Here is a 21,796-nt window from a genome sequence, read left to right as displayed (position 1 = left end):
GGGTGTCTCCCCTGACGCCGTCTATATGGCGTCCTTGTTGCTCCTGTCGATGGCGCGGTCTATCTCCTCCCTCAACGGGACCGGGAGGCCCTTTATGTCCACGCTCAGAAAGCCGCGAACAATGGTGGATGTTGCCTCTTCCTCCGTTATTCCCCGCGACATGAGATAGTTTATCTCTTCCTGGGCAACCTTTCCGACGGCGGCCTCGTGGGACATATCGACGCCCTCGACGTGGCCTTCGAGCTGTGGTATCGAATCGATGATGCCGCCTTTCAACAAGAGTCCCTTGCACTCCAGGTGGGCCTTGATATCGGGGGCCTCCCCGATGAGGTGACCGCGGTTGATGATGTGCGCGCCGTTGCTGATGGACCTTTGCACTATCTCGGCGCGGCATCCCCTGTTTTTCAGATAGGTCCTTCCCCCTATGTCGAGATACGAGCCCGGTGTCCCGACGATGACGCTGTAGAACAAGGCCGTGGCGTCGTCACCGACGAGGTGGGTCGTGGGGTACATCTGGATGGACCGCACGGGTTTCATGCAGATATAGTTGTTGATGAACACGCCGCCTTCCTCGACGCGGGCGACGGAGCGGGGACGGACGCTCATCTCCTCGGCCCAGTTGTGGATCATCGTGAAGCTCAGTTTGGCACCTTTCTTGATGAAGAACTCCGATATTCCCACGTGCACGCCGCGCTTCATGTGGGGCGATGTCGCGCAGCCCGTGATGATGTGCAGCTCCGATCCCTCCTCGGCGATGATGAGGTTGTGAACGTTCTGCTGGAGGTTCTCCTTGTCGAGGTAGAGACACGCCTGGATGGGATAGATGCTCTTGCTGCCGGGCAGGGCCCTGATAACGTATCCGTCGTGAAGGTCGAGGAAGGCCGATGCCGTATACTTGTCCTGGTCCACGGGAACGAGCTTCCAGAAGTACTCCCTGACCCAGTCGTGTTTCTTCAATGCCTCCGTCACGGGCATCACCTCGATGCCCTCCTCATTGCTGTGGCAATGGACGACAGTGGTGTCCTTCTGGAAATACGTTCCGCCCCTTTCGGTGTCCGTCACGTCGAGTCCCGACATTATGAGGCGCTGCTGTTCCTCCTGCGGGATGGAACAGATCTCCTCCTCGGCGAGGTACTTGTGGGGGACGAAGGACCTGTCGAAGGAATCGAGGTCGACATCGTCGCCAAAGGTCGCTTTCCTGTCGATGGCCTGGCGCGCCTTCTGTTCAAGCTCCTTTAGATCGTACATTTCACACACTCCTCATAGCCTAATCGTCCGATGCACTGGAATATCTCGCGGGGATTACCCGCACAGGCCAGGACTCCGTTGTAGAGGACCTGGCCCTTGTCCGCCGGGACGTAATCGAGGATATAGCCCGTATGGGTGATGATGAGCCCCATCTTTGTCCTTTCGCTTCGCTGCTGAACAAAGGGTTTCGCGTTGTTCGCGCTCCTTGGGGTTTCCTTCTCCAGGATCCGGGCGATCGTTGTGCCGATGAGGGCCATGTTCTCGATGTCCACGCCTGACTCAGGCTCGTCGAAGAGCATGAGGTCGGGATTCTGGGCCGTGAGCTGCAGGAGCTCCGAGCGCTTGATCTCCCCTCCGGAGAAACCGGCATTGACATCCCTGTCGAGGAAGTCCTCAAAGTTGAGGGACCGCGCCATCTCCCCGGCATCCACCTTTCGTTTGGCGCAGATGTCTATCATCTGTCTCGTCTTGAGGCCGTTTATGGTGGGAGGCCGCTGGTAGGACATGCCGATCCCGAGGGCGGCCCGCTCGTTGAGGGGGGCGTGGGTTATGTCCGTTCCCTTGAAGGTTATCTTCCCTTTCTTGACGATGTACTGCGGATAACCCATGATGGTCATGAGGAGGGACGTTTTACCCGATCCGTTGGGACCGAACAGGACGTGTGTCTCCCCGGGCTTGATCTCAAGGTCGATGTCCTTGAGAAGGGTCTTTCCCGCCAGTTCCACCTGAAGATCTTCTATGATCAACATGGCATTCTCCTTTTTAAGGGCTCTCGAATATTACTGAATGTAATTATCCCGTTCTGTTTGTCAAGGGTCAGGGCTATACTTACGGTATGGATGTATTTCAGGAAATGGACAGGCGGGACGTGATGCGTTTCATCACCGTTCTATTCGTGTCTTTCCTCGTTCCCCATTCATCGCGGGCGAAGGAGATAAGGGGGCTCCTCGACAACGAGGACCGGGAGGGCTTTTACATCCGGTTCATAAAACCCATCCGGCCCGTTGACCCCGCGACGTGGACCCTGAAGGTGGGAGGGCTCTGCGAGAGACCGCGGACCCTCAGTCTTGCTGACATCAAGGGGCTTCCGAAGGCGACCCAGGTATCGCGCATGAAATGCGTCGAATCGTGGTCGAGCAAGGCGAAATGGGGAGGGTTCAGACCGAAGGCCCTCTTTGACCTGGTACGGCCTGCCTCTCAGGCGAAGCATCTCTATTTCTATTCGGCGGATGACTACTATGAGTACATCTCCCTCGAAGAACTCCTGAAGCCCCGGGTCATCTTTGCCTACGAGATGAATGACGGTCCCCTGCCGCCCGAGTACGGGGGGCCTCTCCGTCTCCTCATGCCTTCGAAGTACGGCTACAAGAGCGTCAAGACGATCCTGAGGCTCGAGTTCCTCGAGAAGGGCGGCACGGGATACTGGTCGAAGTATGGCTACTCCAAGGACGCCACCATAGAACCCGGCACGGACCACGCCCTCGACCTCAAAGAGTACAGGCGGATCACGAAGCCGGGAGAGCCAGACTACTGAAAAGACAGATAATTCGGGGTCATGGGAAAAGAAAGAACAGGTTATGAATCATAGGGAAGACCAGAGAAACGCAGTGACCAATGACCGATCTTTTTTGCTTTTCCTATCACCCATAACCCATGACCTATCACCCCTTGCTATATCTTTGCCAGTCTTTTAAAGGTGTCCAGTTTTTCCCTGTCGCCCATCTTTGCCTTGTCTATGCAGGTCTTGAGGAAGTCGATGGAATGTTCGTAGGTGGGTTTGTCGACGGGGAAGGGGTATCCGTCCTTCCCGCCGTGGGCGAAGCTGAAACGGGCCGGGTCCGCGAAGCTCGGGGGAGCGCCGTAGACGAGCTCCGATACGAGCGCGAGGGCGCCGACGGTCCGCGGGCCGACGCCGCGTATCTCCAGGAGGTCCCGGAAGGAGTGCGGATGCGCCTCGTGGATGGCGTTGAAGGCCTTCAAGAGTCGTCCCGTGTTCACGTCCTCGGCGGATATGTAGTGGCGTTTCGGCATGGAAAGGGCGATATCCTTCCACGTCGACGCCATTCTATCGGGGTCTTCCGAGGCGAAGTCGACGACGGCATCCCTCGCATCACCGCTCCGGCCGGCGACGAAGTTGAGGACTTCCTGCGTGTGGTCACAGGTTATCCCCGTGTGGGGGTCGGACATGACATCGAGGCCGTCCCGGGAGAGCCACTGGTAACGCCGGGCGTCCTTCCTTTCGGCCGACATCCCCTGCTGGATGATGCCCCAGGAACCGTCGGGGGTGAAGATGAACGTGTGGTGGTAGAGGCCGTACCCGTCCTGGACGGCCGTGTTGTCTATCTTGGCGCAGAGCCTGCTCATCGCAACCATTCCGGAGACATCGACGCCCCATCTCTCGCCGTAGGCCTTGATATCGTCAGGTGTTCGGATGGCCCGTTTGGCCTTGCCGCCGCATATGGCGAGCGGCACGTCATCACCGAGCAGGGTCAGCCCTTCCTTCAAGGCCCCGCACAATGTCGTCGTCAACCCGCTCGAGTGCCAGTCGAAACCGACGGCGCATCCCAACGCCTGGAACCACAACGGGTCCGCAAGCCGGGTGAGAAGCTCGCGGGTGCCGTATTCCATGACGACGACCTCGATAAGGGCCCCGCAGAGCCGCTTCATCCTGTCGAAGAGCCACGCCGGGGCGCGGCCTGTGTGGAGGGGGAGGGATGTGACGGAGCGTTTCATGGGGAAAGGGCGGCTTCGGTGTGATGGGACCTATAGGAAAGATGGGACCTATAGGACATATTGGACGAATAGGACGCGTGGGACCTGCAGGACGTGTTTTCAGGGATCATCCGGTGGGTCCTTCCTGAGGGGGGGTTGCTGCACTTCTGTTCTTTTTCAGGAATTCTTCGGCGAATTGCAGGGCCTCTTCGCGGGTTTGTATTTCGCCTGATACCTGTCTGTCGCGGACGGTGTCGAGGCAGTTGCCGAGAAAGGGCCCCTCGTGAAAGCCCATGGCCAGGAGGTCCTTGCCGGACAGGAGCCTCGGGAGGGGTTTCTTTTTCGATTCATGCCATGCCGCCAGGATGGAATCACAGTTCTGAACGACCTGGCGTGTTGAGGTGTTCTCTTCTCCCCCGGAACTTCCGTACATGTCACAGAGCGTGAGGGCGATGAGCTCCGGGGTGAGGTCGCCGAGCCTGTAAATGAGGCGTCTTATTGCCTTTTCCGTAGCCTCGGCGGAGCTGATGAGAAAGATGCGCATATGGTGTTCTATCAGGATTGATATCCGTTTCATCTCATGGGTGCTGAAACGCAGCCTTTCCATGATGGCCGACGCTATCTCCTGTGACCGGCGCTCGTGGTTGAAAAAGTGGACGAGGCCCCTGGCCTCGTCATAGGAATAGGTGTGGGCCTTTCCCAGGTCGTGAAAGAGCAGAGCGTACCCCACGTCTTTCGCTGCGGCCTTGTCGGTCAGGTAACGGCCGCCGCGGGTATGGAGGAATGAGAATCCGAGAAGGGTATGGCCGAAGGTCTCGAGGGAAAAGTTCCTTTCCACGTCCATGACGCGCAGCGCCTCGAGCTCGGGAACGATCTCGAAGATGAGCCCCGTTCTCGTGAGCATCTCCATGCCGCGATGGACGCCCTCGGAGACCATGATAAGGTCGAGTTCGTACTTGATCCTCTCCGGCGCGGTCTGTCCGATGAGATGCCGCGAAGAGGTCATTGTCTCGATGAGCTCGGGATCAAGGTCGAACCCCCTGAGAGCGGCGAAGTGCCGGGCGGCCTTGAGCATCCTCAAAGGGTCGCTGGGGATGGTTTCACGGCCGGGGTAGCGGATAAGCCCCCTTTCGATATCGTGGAGGCCGTAAAGGGGGTCGATGACCCGGTCCCGCCGGATATCGAAGGCGACGGCGTTCATCGTGAAATCCCGTCGCCGGAGGTCTTTCTCGATGCTTCCCTCGAGGATGGTTATGTCAAGGACGATCTCCCCGGAGACAAGCCGGTGTGTCTGAATGGGCTTTTTTCCGAGAAGGAAGGACCGCCTGCCGAAGACCTCCTCGAGGCGCGCGAGGTCGGAGGCTTCGGAGAGAGCGAGGTCCCAGTCCCGCGGCTGTCTGCCGAGGGCGATCTCCCGTATGGCCCCTCCCACGAGAAAGACCTCTCCCCTGAAGGGACATGCGGCCAGCCTGCCTGCAACGTCACCGCCGGTGATGGAACGGGCGAGCTCCTGCGGAGAGATCCCCAACCACTAGACCTTGTCGGCGAAATCCACGAGTCCCCGGGTGATCCTCTTCAGGGAATCGGTGATGTCAAGGTACAGGTAGGATGCCTGGGGCATGCATATCCCCGTGATGAGCCTGTTCTGGTGGACCTGGGCCAGCTCTTCGATCATTTTGAACATCTTCTCCATATGCTGTTTGATCGCCTGGTGAAGGCCGGGATTAGTCGTCTGCACGTAGTCCTTCGTGTCGCGGAACTGCTCCTGCATGAGGCCATACAGGTCGCGGATCTCGGAAAGCGCCTTTTCGCTGAAAAGGATGTTGTGAGCGACCTTCGCCTCCATTTTGTACATGAGGTTCTCGATGGCCAGGGCAATGGTCTGAAGCGCGGGAAGCAGCCGGACGTATTTTTTGTCCGCCTCGCTCTTTTCCTTTTCCCCGATCACTTTTTCGACGTAGGGAACGCGCGAGATGAGCAGGTCCCCGAACTTTTTTTCGCATTCCTGTATGAGCCCGGCCTGCTGGGAAAAGAACCCTTTCTTCAGGTCCTCAAGAATGGGGGTTGCCGTCTCGAAAATATCAAGGAAACGCTTCTTCAGTTCTTTGTCTTCCATCGCTCCTCCATTTCCATGAGATCTTTTCCGTATCTTATAACACAGAAGGGCGCACCTGTCAGCCCTGAAGAGTAAAAAGAAACCGCTGCCGGCGGTCGGGACCGGCGACACCTTTCGCGAAAAACCCCTGCGTGTGCTGCCTGTCTACGTCAGGAGGTAGATGACGTCATGTTCGCGCACCCTTTCCTTGACCTTGATCCCCACATCGGTGCCCGCGCTGACTGTCTGAACGTTCTCATGCTCCACCTGCATCGACTCGATCTCCTCTTCGAGGTCCGTGGAATGGCCCTTTATCCTGATACGGTCACCGACCTTCAACTCCCCTTCGGTGATCCTGATGGCCGCAACCCCGATCTTGGCAAAATACCTGACAACCACACCGATGGCCTTTTCTTCCATGCGACCCTCCCTGTGACCTTTTTCTTTCATCCTACCATGTGGATAAGAATAATTGAACAGTGATAATGCATTATTCCTGAAGCGGGTGGAAAAGAGGCTCGATTCCTGCTACAATATACGGCTTTTAAGGACGTTGCGCATGGATTCCTATGACATCATCGTAGTGGGGGCGGGTCATGCCGGGTGCGAGGCGGCGCTTGCCGCGGTGCGCATGGGAGCGCGGACCCTTCTTCTGACCATCAACCTCGATCATATCGCCTACATGTCCTGCAACCCGGCCGTCGGCGGTCTCGGCAAGGGACATCTCGTCAGGGAGATCGATGCCCTCGACGGAGAAATGGGTGTCAATACCGATGCCGCCGGCATCCAGTTCAAGGTCCTCAACATGAAGAAGGGCCCCGCGGTCCGCGCGACGAGGATACAGACGGACATGGCCTTCTACGCCCGGAGGATGAAGAGGAGGCTCGAGGAGACCGAGGGCCTTTCTCTGCGCCAGGGTGTGGTCCACAGGGTGCTCATCGAGGAGGGCGCGGCCGCCGGAGTGGAAACGATGCTCGGGGAACGCCTGCACGCACCGGCGGTCATTCTGACGACGGGGACCTTCCTCGGGGGGCTCATCCATGTCGGACTCGAGCATTTCGAGGGGGGAAGACTGGGGGACATGCCCTCTGCCGGCCTGTCGGACAACCTGCGGGAGCTCGGTTTTCAGCTCGGCAGATTGAAGACGGGCACCTGTCCGAGGCTCGACGGCAGGACGATCGATCTTTCCAGGATGGCCGCGCAGCCGAGTGACGACCCGCCCGTTCCTTTCTCCTTCATGACCGGGGAGGTGAAGAACAGGCTTGTTCCCTGTTACCTCACGTACACGAACGAGAGGACGCACGAGGTCATTCGAACGGGTTTCGACCGTTCTCCCCTTTTCACGGGTGTCATCAAGGGCACGGGGGTCAGGTATTGTCCGTCCATAGAGGACAAGATAGTGAGGTTCAGCGACCGGTCGAGACACCGCGTCTTCATCGAACCCCAGGGCCTCGACACGGTGGAGTATTACCCCAATGGTCTTAACACGAGTCTTCCCCTCGATATCCAGGTGGAGATGTTAAGGACGATTGACGGCCTCGAAGAGGTGCGGATAACCCGGCCGGGCTACGGGATAGAGTACGATTTTGCCTATCCCACCCAGCTCTATCCGACACTGGAGACGAAGCTCGTGCCGAACCTGTACTTCGCGGGCCAGATAAACGGGACCACGGGCTACGAAGAGGCCGCCGCGCAGGGGCTCATGGCGGGGATCAATGCCGTCCTCAAGCTGCGCGGGGAGGGGGATTTCGTGCTCGCCCGGCATGAGGCGTATATCGGTGTCCTCATAGATGACCTTGTGACGAAAGGCGTCGACGAACCTTACCGCATGTTCACGTCCCGGGCGGAGCACCGCCTCCTGCTGAGGGAAGACAACGCGGACCTGAGACTGACGGAGAAGGGCCATGCCATCGGTGTGGTGGGTGACAGGCGCTGCGCGCGGGTACTGGAGAAGAAGAGGAAGATCGGGGAGGCCCTCTCGCTTCTTCGGAGTGTCAGGCTCCGGCCGACGAGGGAGACACAGAGGCTGCTCGCAGTCAACGGGATAGAGGCCATCACGAACCCGTTGACCCTCGATGATCTTCTCAGGAGGCCGGATGTCTCCTTCGACAAGCTGAAGGGCATTGATGATCGATTGCGGGACATCGACGACGGTATCGCCTGTCAGGTGGAGGTTGAGGTGAAATACCGCGGCTACACCGAGCGGCAACTCGAACTCGTCGCCAGGACAAGCAAGCTCGACGACAAAAGGATACCGGGAGATCTGGATTACACCGGGGTATCGGGGCTTTCGCGCGAGGTGGTCGAACGTTTTCGGAAGGTCAGGCCATCGACGCTCGGTCAGGCGTCGCGGATCCCGGGGGTTACCCCTGCTTCCATCACCGCGCTGCTTGTCCATTTTAAGAAGAAGGGAATACCATGACGGGAGAAGAGGGCAGGGCAATATACAACGAAAAGATCGAGGGATGGCTCCGCGACCTCGACGTCGATACCTTCGGGATCGCCGATATGTCCCGCTACAGCGAAGAGATAACGGGCATCGGGGACCTCACCGCGGGGGAGTTACCATTCGCCGTCTCTTTTGGCATTGTACTCTCGGTAGGGGTGCTCGGCACCCTGAAGGACGGTCCGACCCAGTTGTACCTCCACCACTACCGCCAGCTCAACTACAGGCTAGACATGATCGGATATTTTCTTGGCAGATCGATAGAAAGGGAAGGGTTCAGAGCAATACCCTTCGCCGCATCCCAGGTGGTGGACTGGCAGCGCCAGAGGGGTCACATCAACCACAAGAAAGTGGGGGTCATGGCGGGTCTCGGATGGATAGGCCGCAACAACCTGCTCGTTCATCCGCTGTTCGGGTCGCAGGTCAGGTACAACACGGTCCTCACCGACATGCCCCTCGAGGCGAACCGCGAGCTGGGTCGTGACTGCGCAAGCTGCACGGCGTGCATCGCGGCATGTCCCGCGGGGGCCATCAGGACGGAGAGCTCGGAATTCGACCACCACGGGTGCTATGAGATGCTCGGCAGGTTCAGAAAGGAGCGCAACATCGGCCATCACATATGCGGTGTCTGCGTCAAGGTTTGCGGAGGGAAACGATGAGGGCCTTCGTGGCACTCGAGGATGGGACGGTCTTCGAAGGAAGGGGTTTCGGCCTCGAGGGAGAGAAAGAGGGGGAGATCGTCTTCAACACGAGCATGACCGGATACCAGGAGATCATGACCGATCCCTCCTACAAGGGACAGATCGTCACGATGACCTACCCGCTGATCGGCAACTACGGTGTCAACGATGACGATGTCGAATCCGGCGGGCCCAAGGTGGAAGGCTTCATCGCGCGGGAGTTCTCCCGGATAACGAGCAACTGGAGGGCGACGGGCGACCTGGGCGATTATTTCCGCAGGCACAACATCATCGCGGTGGAGGAGATAGACACGAGGGCGCTCACCCGCCACCTCAGGGTGCGGGGCGTCATGAGGGGTGTCATTTCCACCACGGACCATGACCGCGAGAGCCTTGTGAAAAAGGCGCGGGGTTCCCGGGGGATCGTGGGCGTTGACCTCGTGAGCGACGTGACCTGTGAAGCGCCCTATGAGTTTGAAGGCGGGTCCGGGGGTGGTCCGGGCGTGGACGTGCTCCACTGCGTTGTCATGGATTTCGGCGTCAAGAGGAACATCCTGAGGATCCTCGGTCAGAAAGGCTGCCGCGTCACCGTTGTGCCGGCAAAGACGAAGGCGGAGGATATCATGGCCATGAGGCCCGATGGGGTCCTTCTTTCCAACGGACCGGGAGACCCCGAGGCGGTTCCCTACGCCATCAGGGAGATAGAAAGGTTGATCGGCCGGGTCCCCATATTCGGCATCTGCCTGGGTCAGCAGCTCCTGGGCCTTGCCCTCGGCGGCAGGACGTACAAACTCAAGTTCGGCCACCGCGGCGCCAACCAGCCCATCAGGGAGACGGCCACGGGCAAGGTGTACATAACCTCGGAGAACCACGGGTTCGCCGTTGACGTCGATTCCATCGGGGGACAGGCCGTCCGGGTGACCCACGTCAACCTCAATGACGGCACCGCCGAGGGCATCGAGCACGAGACGTACCCCGTCTTTTCGGTCCAGTACCATCCCGAGGCGTCGCCCGGTCCCCATGACTCCTACGGTCTTTTCGAGAAATTCCGGAACATGATGCGGAACTCCAGGAAGGAAGGCGATGCCTAAAAGGACGGACATCAGGAGCGTTCTCATCATCGGGTCGGGACCCATCGTCATAGGTCAGGCCTGCGAGTTCGACTATTCGGGGAGCCAGGCCTGCAAGGCCATCCGCGAAGAGGGATACAGGGTCATCCTCGTCAACTCCAATCCCGCGACGATCATGACGGACCCCGACATGGCGGACAGGGTCTACGTGGAGCCCCTCATACCCGAGGTCATGGAAGAGATCATAAGGACGGAAAGGCCCGACGTCATCCTTCCCACCCTTGGCGGGCAGACGGGCCTCAACCTGGCGACGATCCTGGCGGAGCGGGGCATACTCGAGAAGTACGGCGTCGAGCTCATCGGGGCTGACTACCGGGCCATCAAGAAGGCGGAGGACAGGGAGGAGTTCAAGGCGGCCATCGAGAAGATAGGCCTCGAGGTCCCGAAGAGCGGACTCGCCCACACCATGGAAGAGGCGCGCGCCGTCGCGCGCGGGATAGGCTTTCCCCTCATCATTCGCCCCAGCTATACGCTGGGCGGCACCGGGGCGTCCGTCGCCTACAACGTGGAGGAGTTCGAGGCCCTCGCCATGAGGGGCCTAGAGAGTTCCCTGATCACGGAGATACTCATCGAGGAATCCGTCATCGGCTGGAAGGAGTTCGAACTCGAGGTGATGCGCGACCGGAACGACAACGTGGTCATCATCTGCTCCATCGAGAACCTCGATCCCATGGGCATCCACACGGGGGACTCCATCACTGTCGCCCCCGCCCAGACGCTCACCGACAGGGAATACCAGGTGATGCGCGACGCTTCGATCAGTATCATCCGCGAGATCGGTGTGGAAACGGGCGGTTCCAACATCCAGTTCGCCGTGAACCCCGCCGACGGCAGGATGGTCGTTATCGAGATGAACCCCAGGGTGTCGAGAAGCTCGGCGCTCGCCTCGAAGGCCACGGGTTTCCCCATCGCCAAGATCGCGGCGAAGCTCGCCATCGGGTACACCCTCGACGAGATCCCCAACGACATCACGAAACAGACCCCGGCCTCCTTCGAGCCCACGATAGATTATTGCGTCGTCAAGATACCGCGGTTCACCTTCGAGAAGTTCCGGGGCGCCGACGAGACACTCACGGTGTCGATGAAGTCCGTCGGCGAGGCCATGTCCATAGGAAGGACCTTCAAGGAGGCCTTCCAGAAGGGCTTGAGGTCCCTGGAGGTCGGCAGGTCGGGCCTCGTTCACGACCGGCTTGCCGGCAAGGATGACCTCGATCACGTGAGGCAGAAGCTCATCACGCCCAACGCCGAGAGGGTCTTTTACGTGAGGCATGCCCTGCGCCTCGGCATGAGTATCGGGGAGATCCACGCCATCTCCCATATCGATCCCTGGTTCCTCAAGAACATCGAGGAGATCGTCCTGTTCGAAAAGGAGCTGGAGGCCCTGAAAGGCAAAGGCCACGGGGACATACCGGCGGAGCTGCTCAGAAGGGCGAAGAGACTCGGTTTCTCCGACAGGCAGATCGGTGAGATCACGGGCATCGGGGAGGACGGGACACGGTTGCTCAGGGAAAAGATGGGGCTGAAAAGCGTCTTCAAGCTTGTCGACACCTGTGCCGCCGAATTCGAGGCCTACACCCCCTACTTCTACTCCACGTACGAGGAAGAGGACGAATCACGCGTCTCCGACAGGAAGAAGATCATGATCCTGGGAGGCGGCCCCAACAGGATAGGGCAGGGGATAGAGTTCGACTACTGCTGCGTCCACGCTGCCTTCGCCCTCGAGGAGCTGGGCTACGAGACGATCATGGTCAATTCCAACCCCGAGACGGTGAGCACCGATTACGACACCTCGGACAAGTTGTACTTCGAGCCCCTGACGTTTGAGAACGTCCTCGACATAGCGCGGAGCGAACGCCCCGACGGGGTCATCGTGCAGTTTGGCGGCCAGACGCCTCTCAACCTGGCGACGGCCCTCAAAGAGGCTGGTGTTCCGATCATCGGCACCACGCCGGAGAGCATCGATATCGCCGAGGACAGGGACAAGTTCAAGGAGCTTCTTAAGGACCTCACGCTCACCCAGCCCGACAACGGCATCGCGACCTCCTTCGAAGAAGCGCGGAAGATAGCGGCGTCGATCGGGTTTCCCGTCGTGGTGAGGCCGTCCTACGTGCTCGGGGGACGGGCCATGGAGATCGTCTACAATGATGAGGACCTGGCGTCTTTCATGGTCAAGGCCGCGGAGGCCTCTCCCGAGAAGCCCATCCTCATAGACAAGTTCCTCGAGGACGCCATCGAGATCGACGTCGATGCCGTGGCCGACGGGGTGCGCTGCGTGGTGGCGGGGATCATGGAGCACATCGAGGAGGCGGGCATCCATTCCGGGGACAGCGCGTCGGCGCTGCCTCCATACTCGCTCAACGACGATGTCATAGAGAGGATACGGACCTGCACGTACAAACTGGCCGGCGCGCTCAATGTTGTGGGTCTCATGAACATCCAGTATGCCGTCAAGGATGATGTGATCTATGTCCTCGAGGTGAACCCCCGGGCGAGCCGGACCGTGCCCTTCGTGAGCAAGGCGACGGGTGTCCAGTGGGCGAAGGTGGCGGCGAAGCTCATGGCAGGCAAGACGCTGAACGACCTCGGTATCGAGAAAGAGGTGGTCCCGGGACACATCGCGGTGAAGGAGTCCGTTTTTCCCTTCAACAAGTTTGCCGGTGTCGACACCATCCTGGGGCCGGAGATGAAATCCACGGGAGAGGTGATGGGCATCGATTCCACCTTCGGGTCGGCCTTCTGGAAGTCCCAGCTGGCTGCCGGTCAGGACCTTCCTTCCCGGGGGAATGTGTTCCTCAGCGTCAAGAACAGGGACAAGCGGAACGTCATCTTCATCGCCAAGAAGCTTTCCGACCTGGGTTTCACGATATACGCGACGAAGGGGACGGGGAAGGCCCTCGCCAGCAACGGGATCGACGTTACATTCGTCAACAAGGTTTCCGAGGGAAGGCCCCACGTTGTCGACATGATAAAGAACGGGGGCATTCAATTCATAATCAACACGCCGAGCGGAAGGAACCCCAAGATGGACGAGGTGGCCATCCGCTCCGGGGCGGTCCAGTACAAGATACCCTACACGACAACGCTATCGGGCGCCCAGGCCGTCGTCAACGCCATAGAAGTGATGAAAAAGGGAACCCTGAAAGTAAGAGCCCTGCAGGACTACTACTGAGAGAAACAGTTTCAGGTTTCAAGTTCCACGTTTCAGGGAAAATCGATGAATCGCGGGCCAACATAATCTGAACTGATCGGTAATTGTGTGCCCTAGTCACCAATTGTGTTGACAACCGGACTCTTTCCACGGTCTTTCTTCTGAAACCTGAAACCTGAAACCTGAAACCTGAAACCTGAAACCTGAAACCTGAAACCTGAAACCTGAAACCTGAAACCTGAAACCTGAAACTGTCTTTACTTGACGTCTTTTATCTTTCTTTTGATGATCTTTCCCTTGTCTTTCGGGAAATCGGCCCTTATGTAAACGGTCTTCGGGAACACCTGGTCCACGGTCCCTTCCATGGTTTTCTTCGCGAATGTGAACGATACCCTGTCGCCCTTCGTCATGCCGCTCCTCCTGTCGATGTTGTGCTTGCGGTTTCCGTTTTCGTTTCCGTCTTCGTCTCCGTTGCCGTTGCCGGCTCGGGGGTGCTTTCCGTCTTCTCGACGTGCTTGTTGCCGTTCTTGCCGCCGCCGACGGTGTCGACCGGCTTCTTGTAGTCCGTGACATACCATCCCGTGCCTTTGAGGTGGAACGCGCAGTTAGAGATCAGCTTCGTGAGCGTTCCCTTGCATATCTTGCACTCAGTGAGCGGCTCGTCGCTTATTTTCTGGAATACCTCGAATATCTTCCCGCATCCCGTACACTGATATTCATAGATAGGCATGGTGTTCCTCCAACGCAAAAAAAGTGTCTAAGTGTCAGTAATATAACGCCTTAGGCCTGTCGCGTCAAGTTATTATTGTGAACGATGTGCCCGCCGTCACGACGAAATGGGGTGGTTCCCGTTCCCGTGGGCCCTGGCGCGAGACCCCTTGACAGGTCGGAGAGCCATCACATACAATCAAGTGATGCGTGTCAAGATCCTCGGCTGCTCAGGCAACCTCGTCGGCAAGTACAGGACCACATCTTTCCTGCTCGACGATTCCTTCCTGCTCGACGCGGGGACAGTGACAGAGGCCATAGGCCGAAAAGGCCTACGGAAGATCAGGCATATTCTCATATCCCACACGCACATGGATCACGTGAAGGGCCTCTTCCCCCTGGTGGACGAGCTTGTCATGATGGGAGACTACAGCGTGGAGCTTGTCAGCGTCGCCCCCGTCCTCGACATCATCACCAACAATCTTCTCAACAACCTGATCTGGCCCGACTTCACGGTCATCCCCTCGGTTTCGAACGCTGTCATCCGGCTCAAGGAGGTTCCCCTTGAACGACCGACCATTCTTGACCGGATAAGCATCACACCGGTGCTCATGACCCATACGGTCTACACGGTGGGTTTCGTGATCAGGCAGGACGACGGGCAGGGTTTCATGTTCACCGCGGACACGGGCCCGACGAAAAGGTTCTGGGAGGTTGCGGAAGGCGAGAAGGACATCCGCTTTATCATCGCTGACGTGTCTTTCCCGAACCGTCTCGCCGACCTTGCCACCCTGTCGGGACATATGACCCCCGCCATGCTCATGGAAAAGATGGACGCCCATGGCCTTGGCGACAGGCTGTTCTACGTTTCCCATATGAAACCGGTCTTTGCTCGTGAGATAGTCGCCGAATTCGAACGTTCGGGCAGGAAGAACATCCGTTTTCTGAAGCAGTCGGAAATACTGGCCCTGTGATCTTTTCATCTGTCCGCCTCGTACCGCAACTTTCTCTTGTAAAGCCCGTTCTTATAGGTTAATAATTCTTAACATACGCATCATTCCTGTGGTACACCGGGGGTTTGGTAATGAGACGATTTCTTGCATCTTCCCTGTTGGCCATGTTTTTTCTGATCTCAGCGATCTGCCCTGTCCATGGGCAGACGTTGTTCGATCAGGGACTCACGGAGTTCAACCAGGAGAACTACGAGGAGGCCCTGCCATTCTTTCTCGAGGCGTGGTCCGCCGACAAGGGGTCGGCCCGGACGGCATATTACGTCGGCCTCACGTACAAGGCCATGGAGAAGTATCCGGAGGCCCTGCCCTACTTCAGGGAGGCCGCCTCGCTGACCCCCCGGGTCGATGAGGGGGTCGTTGAGCTCATCGATGTGCTCTACCACACGGGCAACATCGTTGAAGCGGAGAAGTGGATCGCCTTCGCGGACAAGGAAGGGATCAGCACGGCGCGCCTGCATTTTCTCAAGGGCATGGTGCTCACGAAGAGAGGAAGGCTCGACGAGGCCGTCCTGGCCTTCGAGACGGCAAAGAAACTCGATCCGAAACTGACACAGCAGGCCGAGCTCCAGATAGCCGGCATCTACACGCAGCAGGGAAAATACAAGGACGCGAAGGAGCGCTTACGGACGACCATCACCCTTGACCCCGCGAGCGACCTTGCCCTCTATGCCAGGGATTACGAGAAGATCGTCGCCGACAGGGCCGAACGGGAAAGGCCCTGGCGGTTCAGCGTCGGGATGGGGTATAAGTACGACACCAATGTTGTTACAAAGGGTGACGGCCCGATGGTGGAATCCATTTCCGGCCAGGAGGACAGCGCCCTCAATTTCGGCGCCCGCATCGGCTACACCGCCCCCTTCTCCTTCAGAACGCCCTACAGCTTCTCCGCGTACTACTCCGTGTACGCGGACAGGTATTTCGGGAAGACCTACACGCGTTCCGACGGGAGCCGGGGCAACCTGACGGAGTACAACAACATGACGAACACGCTGAGCGCCGTCCCCGGCTACGCCTTCGGCCGTTTCGCCGTGAGCCTGCCGCTCACCTATTCCTACGTCAGCCTCCAGGGGGTGAAGGGGAACAGCTTCTTCAACGAGCTCAACTGGTGGAACCAGACGCGCTATCTCGAGACGAAGTCGGTGAGCCCGACCCTTCGCTTCCTCACCACGGCCAGCAGTTTCGGCGAGGTCTTTTTCAGTTACATGCGCAAGAAGTATTTCGACACCGAGCTTCATCCCGAGGTCCCCCAGGAAGAGGAGCGCAGCGGTGAGAGGATGACGGGCGGCCTGGGGTGGACGTACACCTTCAAGGACAACAAGGCGTTCCTCACGCTGCGGTACGCCTATGCCCGGGACAACACGATAGGGCGCAACTGGGTCAACGACGAGAACCGTTTCGGTGTCGATGTCCTGTATCCCCTCATCGGACCGTTGAGGGCACAGGCCTCGGCGGAGGCGAACTACGTGAAGTATTCCTACGACAATACCTATTTCGAGCGCAAGAGACGGGACGACATCTACACCGTGTCCTGCGCGCTCTTGTACGGCATCGTCAAGAACGCGGACCTTGTCCTTCAGTACAATTATTACCGGAACCAGTCCAACATAGCCCTCTACGACTACACGAGGGAGGTGTACGGCCTGGGTGTCGAGTACCGGTTCTAGGATCCGGACGGGAGCAGTGAGGCGAATGACCCCGGTCGCGGGAGGAATGAGGTGATGACAATGAAAAGAGTGTCCCTGGCATGCGGTTTTGTCGCGCTCACGCTGTTGTTCGTTCTTACCGCCGCCGCCGCGCCCGTTGGCAAGATCACCCGCGTGGAAGGCAGGGTGGATGTTCTCAAAACGAGCCAGAGGATCGTGAAAAGCGTGTCTCTCGGCGACAGCGTCGATGTCGGCGACATATACCGCGCCAAGACGAATTCGCGGGCCGAGATCACCTTTTTCAACAAGAACACCTTGAGGATAGCTCCCGCGACGAGGGTGCAGATCAGCGAGTATTCCGATGACGGCACGAGGAGCAGCCAGATCATGAAGCTCGAGCGGGGCAGGGTCGAGGCCAGGTCCGGCGAGGAGTTCATCAAGAAGGTCTCCTCCTTCGCGGAGGGCAACAAGTTCGAGGTACACACCCCCAATGCCGTCGCCGGCATCCGGGGTTCCGGGATGGCGGTGGGTTACGCCCAGATGGTGACGGGCCTCTTCTTCTCCACGGGCAGGGGCTATTTTTACAATCCCAATTCCGTGGACAGGAAAGTGGTCAACGTGACCGCCGGTTTCGTCTCTTTCGTTGTCGGAGCCGGAGGAAGTCCCTCTCGCCCCGTTCAGGGCAACGCCTCCTATGTCGGTGGAGCAGGGGCCGCTCCCGGAGCGGGAGGCGCGGCCGGTAACGGCGGTACGGGGACGTCGGGCGGTACGGGAACCGGTCTCAACACAGACGTGGCGGGACTCACTTCTGTTGTCAGCACGGGTTACACGTTCACGCCGCCCCCCGTCATTCCCAGCGTTTTTGTGGGAAGCGTGGAGTCTTTGAGCGGGACCTACCACGATCCCCTGGAGACGGTGAGCGTATCGCTCAACAACGTCAAATTCTATGGACCAACCGCGACGGGCACACCGCAGTCCTGGAAGGCCGATTCGGTGTCGGGCAGCTATTCGTCGGTGGGAGAGGGTTCGAGCTTCCAGGGAATGGCCCTGTCAGGCGGCGGGGTGACCGCCAACCTTATCCTCACGAACGATGTCGACACCGGCAAGGATTCGGGAAGCTGGACGGCGAATATCGCGAGCGGCAACGCCCCCGAAGGCGTGGGAACCTGCAAGAGCGCCTTCACCTTCAGCGGGACCGCGTCGGGGACATGGAGCGGACAGCTCGTGGGCAACACTCATCAGGGAACGATAAGCGGTATAGCTTCCGGCGAGGCTCCCAGTGTCCTTACCCAGGAACCGGTCGCGGCCCCCAACACGGTGGTGGGAACAATTACATCTCTCTTCGGTTCCGTCGGGACCACCACCTGGATGGACGTTACGCTCCACGATGTGAAGTTTTACGGCAGCAGCGCGACGGCGAAACCCCAGATCTGGCAGGCCACTTCGGTAACCGGAAATTCTTCCGCGGGAGCTCTTCCGACATTCGTCGGTACGAATATTCCTATTCACCTTGACACTAATACGGCGGTCTTTACCATTACCAGCGCTGACGGTTCGAACTGGAAGGCGTCTGTCAGCAATGGCAACGCCCCCGGTGGTGTGGGTGGTTACACCGGCGCCGTGACGTTCTCGGGAAGCGCCAATGGAACGAACACGAGCACGACGCTGAACGGGGTTGCCTCGGGGAAGGTGCACTAACTAGCCCGTAGCGCCCGTGAAGGACGTGCCGCCCTTGAGCGCAGTCTCCAAAGGGACTGTCGTCCATTGACCGGCCCGTGCGGGATTTCAGGTAGTGATGTTCATCGCCAGATGGAGGCAACACCGTGATGAAAACACCGGTTCTGGCATTCTGGATCATTATTCTCGCTCTTTTCCTCAGTGTTCCCGTTCTCCTCAGCGCGGCGCCCGTCGGCAGGGTGACGCGGGTGGAAGGCAGGGTCGACGTCCTCAAGCCGGGACGGACGGTTGTGAACAGCGTCTCCCCGGGCGACAGCGTCGACGTCGGCGATATCTACCGGGCAAAGACGAACGGCCGGGCGGAGATCACCTTCTTCAACAAAAATGTCCTCAGGATAGCCCCGGCGACTCGCGTACAGATCAGCCGGTATTCCAGCGAGGGCAACCGCAGCAGCCAGATAATGAAGCTCGAGCGCGGCAGGGTGGAGGCCATATCGGGTGAAGAGTTCCTGAAGAAGGTCTCTTCCTTCGCTGAGGGCAACAAATTCGAGGTCCACACCCCCAACGCCGTCGCCGGCATCCGGGGTTCGGGGATGACGGTGCGCTTTGCCCAGATGGTGACGGGCCTCTTCTTCTCCACGGGCAGGGGCTACTTTTACAACCCCAATTCCGTGGACAGGAAAGTGGTCAACGTGACCGCCGGTAATATCTCCTTCATCGTCGGCAGCGGCCCACCCTCACCTCCTGTCCGGGGCAGCGTGCGATATGTGGGAGGGGAAGGCGCGCCGGGTGGCGGGCAGAGGCCAGGCGCGGGCCCCCTGTCAGGCATGGTGAGCACGGCCTCGTCAGGATCGTCCGCTTCCGTCTATGTCTTCACCCAGCAGAGGATAGACGTGCCGACGAACAACACGATAAGCACCACGCCCGTCCTCGTGGGGAGCACGGATTTTGTCTACACCGGGGGCGTGGGGCATGGTCTGACGACGGGTTTCAAGATGCAGAACGTCAAGTTCTACGGACCAAGCGCGACAGCCGTGCCCCAGACATGGTCCGTGGGAGGCAACATCACGGGCATATTCGATACCGCCTACAGCGCGGGAACCAACGTCCTGACGGGGTCGAACGCCACCTCGCTCACGATGACCCATTCCCTGTCCGCCGGGCAGTGGAACGCGTCGGTCTCGGGCAGCGCTCCGCACGGCATCGGCACGACCACGAAGGCCTTCGTCTTCGACGGAACGGCATCGGGGAAGTATAACGAGATGACCGGTGGTGTTGTCTCCGGCACCGCCTCCGGGACGGCAAAGGCTCCCTGAGGGCTCTCCCCGGTTGGTCGTTACTTCTCCTTGAACACCGTGGCTTCCTTATCCTCGCATTCGATGACCTGGCATACCGAGCCTTCGTCCAGGGAGGCCACCTCGTAGATGCGGACCGGCTCGGCCTTGCCCTTCACGGCGACAATGTCGAGGCCCCGTATGAGAAGGTGGCCGAACTTGCCGCCGGCGACGAGGTCCCGTATCTTGTCGAGCGTCGCCTCGGTGATGATGATCTCGGCTCCGTACTTGCGGGTCAGTCCCTCGACACGGGAGCCGAGGTTCACGTTGTCGCCGATGACGGTATAATCCATCTTCTTTCCCTCGGCGCCGATGTTGCCCACGAGCACCTCACCCGTGTTGAGGCCGAAACCGGCCTCGAGAGGCACGCGCCCCTGTTTCAGCCAGTTCTCCTTCAGTTCGCTGAGGCGCTGCTTCATATGGAGGGTGCACTTGATGGCCAGCTCCGCGTGGTTCGGTTGACGAAGGGGAGCTCCCCAGAAGGCGACGATCATGTCTCCCACGAACTTGTCCAGGGTGCCGTCCCAGCGGATCACGATGTTCGTCATCTCCGTGAGGTACTCGTTGAGGATGGCCACGACCTGCTCCGGCGAGTGGTGTTCGGAAAAGGTGGTAAAGCCTTTCACATCCGAAAAAAGGACGGTGACCTCGCGGCGTTCCCCGCCAAGGCGGGCGAGCTCCGGGTTCCTGATCAGCTCGTTGACGATTTTTTCCGTGACGTAGCTGGAGAACATGCTCCGTATCTGCCGCGCGTACCGTTCTTCCGTCGCGTAGCGGTAAGCGGTGGCTACAAAGTAGATGACGATCACCGCGTTGCCGGCATAGCTGATATCGATCCAGAGCCCCCACCGGAAGAAGAGGACATAACCGGCCGCGAAGAGGACGGCGATGCACAGCGCGGCGAGAGCGGCGCCCGCCACCGCCCGCATCCGCACGATGAGGAAGGTAAAGACCATCCCCATGAAGACGATGATGAGAATGTTGGTGACGCGTCCTATGAAGCGGATGTTCTGGTTCTCCAGGATCGCCCCGACCATGTTGGCGTGCTTTTCCACCCCGAACATGATGGCCGAAGCCGGGGTCACGATCTTGTCATGGATTCCGACGGCGGTGGGGCCCACAAGGACGATCCTGTCCCGCACCCATAAGGGGTCCGCCTTTCCCTCAAATACGTCGAGGGCCGGGATGACGGGAAAGGTGTTGTGGGGGCCGTAGTAGGGGATGAGCATCCTGCCGAAGGGGTCAGTGGAGATGACAGTGTTGCCCAGGGTGACGGAATCGGTCGCCTCCACGCTCATCTCCGCCGGCGAAAGCCCCTTGTAGAGGCGCGCGACCTGGAGGTCGATGGAGGGATAGAGCTGGTCCATGCAGGAGACGACGAGCACGTCCCAGCGGAGCTTTCCGTCCTGGTCGGGGAACATGTTGATATGTCCCATCGCAGCCGAGTTCTCGGAGAACCGGGTCACGGGCAAAAGGACACCTTTCGCTGTTATGGGCTTGTGCATCCTGTAAAGGTTCTCTTTCCTGACGACCATGAAGGCGTTGTCCAGGAAGGCGTCGTCGATCTCGCGGGGCGAATGTCCCTCGAAATCGAAGACGAAGGGCAGGACTACGTTCTTCCAGCGCTTCATCGATGCTGCCAGCCTGTCATCCCGAGGTGACGGCTCGCTCAAGATGAAGTCGAGCATGATGACCCGGGCTCCCATGGCGTTCAAGCCATCGACGAGTTCCGCCATCCTGTCCCTCGTCCAGGGCCATCTCCCGATGGCGTTGATGCTCTTGTCATCTATGCCGACAATGACGATCTGCGCCGGTGCGCTCGCTTTTCCCCTCAGCTGGTACCGAAGGTCGTACAGGAGCATTTCAAGGCGCTCGAAGGGTACGAACCGCACGACGGCGAGGACGACGAAAAGAATGGTTATGCCGATGCCGATGAGGTAGGTGATATGCTTTCTCTTGGGT

18 protein-coding genes are annotated in these 21,796 nt (G+C 59.2%); 9 read left to right on the top strand and 9 right to left on the bottom strand.

Annotation, left to right across the window (positions count from 1 at the left end):
- Positions 1-21 precede the first annotated feature (21 nt).
- Both GXX82_06970 and GXX82_06965 read right to left on the bottom strand, forming a co-directional pair.
- Positions 22-1,248 carry a SufD family Fe-S cluster assembly protein gene (locus GXX82_06970; GenBank protein NLT22772.1) on the bottom strand — a complete coding sequence of 409 codons (1,227 nt, stop codon included), beginning with the start codon at positions 1,246-1,248 and terminating at the stop codon, positions 22-24.
- Positions 1,236-1,997, bottom strand: a complete 762-nt coding sequence (locus tag GXX82_06965; protein ID NLT22771.1) for an ABC transporter ATP-binding protein — start codon at positions 1,995-1,997, stop codon at positions 1,236-1,238. The genes GXX82_06970 and GXX82_06965 overlap by 13 nt, the downstream gene beginning before the upstream one ends.
- 86 nt (positions 1,998-2,083) lie before the next feature.
- On the opposite strand from GXX82_06965, the gene GXX82_06960 reads away from it, so the two are divergent.
- Entirely contained in the window at positions 2,084-2,782 is a 699-nt protein-coding gene (locus GXX82_06960; GenBank protein NLT22770.1) for a molybdopterin-dependent oxidoreductase, read from the top strand.
- Positions 2,783-2,919: 137 nt separating this feature from the next.
- Here GXX82_06960 and GXX82_06955 read toward each other — a convergent pair whose 3' ends face one another.
- From GXX82_06955 to GXX82_06940, 4 genes are all read right to left on the bottom strand, one after another.
- Positions 2,920-3,981, bottom strand: coding sequence for a DUF763 domain-containing protein (locus GXX82_06955; GenBank protein ID NLT22769.1), 1,062 nt, complete (start codon positions 3,979-3,981; stop codon positions 2,920-2,922).
- Between the two features lie 106 nt (positions 3,982-4,087).
- The gene (locus GXX82_06950) at positions 4,088-5,488 is read right to left on the bottom strand and encodes an HD domain-containing protein (protein ID NLT22768.1); all 1,401 of its coding nucleotides are present in this window, start codon (positions 5,486-5,488) and stop codon (positions 4,088-4,090) included.
- A 3-nt stretch (positions 5,489-5,491) separates the two neighbouring features.
- On the bottom strand, positions 5,492-6,076 hold the full coding sequence (locus tag GXX82_06945) for a hypothetical protein (GenBank protein ID NLT22767.1): 585 nt from the start codon (positions 6,074-6,076) through the stop codon (positions 5,492-5,494).
- Positions 6,077-6,220: 144 nt separating this feature from the next.
- The gene (locus GXX82_06940; protein NLT22766.1) at positions 6,221-6,475 is read right to left on the bottom strand and encodes a translation elongation factor-like protein; all 255 of its coding nucleotides are present in this window, start codon (positions 6,473-6,475) and stop codon (positions 6,221-6,223) included.
- 139 nt (positions 6,476-6,614) lie between these two features.
- Here GXX82_06940 and mnmG point away from each other — a divergent pair, with 139 nt between their 5' ends.
- The 4 genes from mnmG to carB are packed head-to-tail and all read left to right on the top strand — an operon-like array spanning position 6,615 to position 13,480.
- A complete protein-coding gene (gene mnmG / locus GXX82_06935; GenBank protein ID NLT22765.1) occupies positions 6,615-8,477 on the top strand; it encodes a tRNA uridine-5-carboxymethylaminomethyl(34) synthesis enzyme MnmG in 1,863 nt (620 codons plus the stop codon).
- Positions 8,474-9,160, top strand: a complete 687-nt coding sequence (locus tag GXX82_06930; GenBank protein NLT22764.1) for an epoxyqueuosine reductase — start codon at positions 8,474-8,476, stop codon at positions 9,158-9,160. The genes mnmG and GXX82_06930 overlap by 4 nt, the downstream gene beginning before the upstream one ends.
- Positions 9,157-10,272, top strand: a complete 1,116-nt coding sequence (carA, locus tag GXX82_06925) for a glutamine-hydrolyzing carbamoyl-phosphate synthase small subunit (GenBank protein NLT22763.1) — start codon at positions 9,157-9,159, stop codon at positions 10,270-10,272. The genes GXX82_06930 and carA overlap by 4 nt, the downstream gene beginning before the upstream one ends.
- Positions 10,265-13,480 (top strand): carbamoyl-phosphate synthase large subunit, encoded by a 3,216-nt coding sequence (gene carB, locus GXX82_06920; protein ID NLT22762.1) that lies wholly within the window; start codon positions 10,265-10,267, stop codon positions 13,478-13,480. Before carA ends, carB begins: the two co-directional genes overlap by 8 nt.
- A gap of 236 nt (positions 13,481-13,716) precedes the next feature.
- Here carB and GXX82_06915 read toward each other — a convergent pair whose 3' ends face one another.
- A complete protein-coding gene (locus GXX82_06915; protein ID NLT22761.1) occupies positions 13,717-13,869 on the bottom strand; it encodes a hypothetical protein in 153 nt (50 codons plus the stop codon).
- Entirely contained in the window at positions 13,866-14,189 is a 324-nt protein-coding gene (locus tag GXX82_06910) for a zinc ribbon domain-containing protein (protein NLT22760.1), read from the bottom strand. The genes GXX82_06915 and GXX82_06910 overlap by 4 nt, the downstream gene beginning before the upstream one ends.
- 184 nt (positions 14,190-14,373) lie before the next feature.
- Here GXX82_06910 and GXX82_06905 point away from each other — a divergent pair, with 184 nt between their 5' ends.
- From GXX82_06905 to GXX82_06890, 4 genes are all read left to right on the top strand, one after another.
- A complete protein-coding gene (locus GXX82_06905) occupies positions 14,374-15,141 on the top strand; it encodes a 3',5'-cyclic-nucleotide phosphodiesterase (protein ID NLT22759.1) in 768 nt (255 codons plus the stop codon).
- 188 nt (positions 15,142-15,329) lie between these two features.
- Complete coding sequence (locus tag GXX82_06900; protein ID NLT22758.1) at positions 15,330-16,844, top strand: tetratricopeptide repeat protein; 1,515 nt, start codon at positions 15,330-15,332, stop codon at positions 16,842-16,844.
- A gap of 54 nt (positions 16,845-16,898) precedes the next feature.
- Positions 16,899-18,521, top strand: a complete 1,623-nt coding sequence (locus tag GXX82_06895; GenBank protein ID NLT22757.1) for a FecR domain-containing protein — start codon at positions 16,899-16,901, stop codon at positions 18,519-18,521.
- Between the two features lie 128 nt (positions 18,522-18,649).
- Positions 18,650-19,816 carry a FecR domain-containing protein gene (locus GXX82_06890; GenBank protein ID NLT22756.1) on the top strand — a complete coding sequence of 389 codons (1,167 nt, stop codon included), beginning with the start codon at positions 18,650-18,652 and terminating at the stop codon, positions 19,814-19,816.
- A gap of 20 nt (positions 19,817-19,836) precedes the next feature.
- Here GXX82_06890 and GXX82_06885 read toward each other — a convergent pair.
- Positions 19,837-21,796, bottom strand: a 1,960-nt coding sequence (locus GXX82_06885) for an adenylate/guanylate cyclase domain-containing protein (protein ID NLT22755.1), incomplete at its 5' end; no start/stop codon positions are given.

It is taken from the genome of Syntrophorhabdus sp. (assembly GCA_012719415.1).
Classification (GTDB): Bacteria; Desulfobacterota; Syntrophorhabdia; order Syntrophorhabdales; family Syntrophorhabdaceae; genus Delta-02.
This window is presented reverse-complemented; position numbering and strand designations above follow the sequence as displayed.